Annotated in this window: 1 protein-coding gene and 2 pseudogenes; 2 read left to right on the forward strand and 1 reads right to left on the reverse strand. The window is 74.5% G+C overall.

Annotation, left to right across the window (positions count from 1 at the left end):
* A pseudogene (locus ACZ4W5_RS38010) lies at positions 1-226 on the reverse strand (gamma-glutamyltransferase); the annotation flags it as partial.
* Between the two features lie 253 nt (positions 227-479).
* Here ACZ4W5_RS38010 and ACZ4W5_RS38015 point away from each other — a divergent pair.
* Entirely contained in the window at positions 480-992 is a 513-nt protein-coding gene (locus ACZ4W5_RS38015) for a SigE family RNA polymerase sigma factor (protein WP_465659830.1), read from the forward strand.
* A pseudogene (locus ACZ4W5_RS38020) lies at positions 985-1,276 on the forward strand (hypothetical protein); the annotation flags it as partial. The gene ACZ4W5_RS38015 and the pseudogene ACZ4W5_RS38020, both read left to right, overlap by 8 nt.

Genomic DNA, 1,276 nt, shown 5'->3' on the forward strand with positions numbered 1-1,276 from the left:
CGGCGACGGAGAAAGCAGCCGGGGTGGCCGGCGCGCGGGTGACGGACGAGCCACCGCCGGCGGCCGTCGGGGCGGCAGGCGCAGCGGAGGGCTGGCTCTGGGCCGTGGGGACGGCCGTGGGAGTGGGAGTGGGGGTGGAGCTACTGGTCGCGGCGGTGGCCGCTCCCCCCGCAGTCGCGATGACCGCGGCGGTGGCGGCGATGAGCGTGATCGGGCGGATACGCATGAATCCGTGTCCTTTCCTGCGGGCGTCCGGTTGATGCCCGCGCCCCGGTACGCCTGCCGACGCCCGGCGGGTCGCACCCCGCACACGTGATCCATGCCACAGGCCGTGGGTGCAACCCGGGGCCGGCGCTGGTGCGTACAGAGCGGGAAGCTCCGCCCACGCCGCACGGCTCCACCACCGCCGAGGAGTGCTTCCCCGCGAGCCGCCAGTGCCGCGAAGTGACCGATGGACAGCCCCGGAGGAGAGGCCCTTGATGACGCCACAGGAGTTCGACGCGTTCTACGCGGCGTCCTTCTCCCGCCTGACCGGGCAGCTCTACGCGCTGACCGGCAACTGGTCCGAAGCGCAGGACGTGGTGCAGGAGGCCTTCATCCGCGCGTGGGACCGAAGGCGCACCTTCGACCCGGACCACGCCCCGGAGGCGTGGATCCGGACCACGGCCCGGCGGCTGGCCGTCTCCCGCTGGCGGCGTCTGGCCCGGGGCCTGCACTTGGCCGGACGCCACCAGCACCGGGAACCACCCACCGTCGAGCCGCCCACCGAGGAGCACCTGATGCTGGTCACCGCGCTCCGCGACCTCCCCGAGGCACAGCGGAGCGCCTTGGTCCTGCACCACATGTGCGACCTCTCCGTCGAGCAGGTCGCGGCCGAGACCGGCGCCAGCGTCAGCGCTATCAAGAGCCGCCTCGCCCGCGGCCGGACCGCACTCGCGGCCAGACTCGCCGACCAGATCCCGACCAGCGCGGAAGGAAAGCTCAGTGTCTGACCCCACCCACGACCCCATCCACGACACCGTCGGCGACCGGCTGCGGCTGCTCGGCACCCAGCTGCCCGCACCGGCTCTGCCCGCCGCGGAGATCCGCCGACGCGCCGACCGGCGCCGCCACCGCCGGCACGCCCTGGGCGCGGCCGTGGCCTGCACCGCGGCCGCCCTGTGCCTGGCTCTCCCGTCCGCCCCGCACTCAGCGGAACCACAACAGGGAGCGGTCACCACGGACGCCTCCCCCGCGTCGGCCTCCCCCCACCCCACGGCTGCTCTCTCCGTCGCCA

It is taken from the genome of Kitasatospora sp. NPDC029367 (genome assembly GCF_055569135.1).

Coding starts and splice junctions, on each gene's coding strand:
- ACZ4W5_RS38015 (WP_465659830.1), top strand. CDS start 480: ATGACGCCACAGGAGTTCGACGCGTTCTACGCGGCGTCCTTCTCCCGC.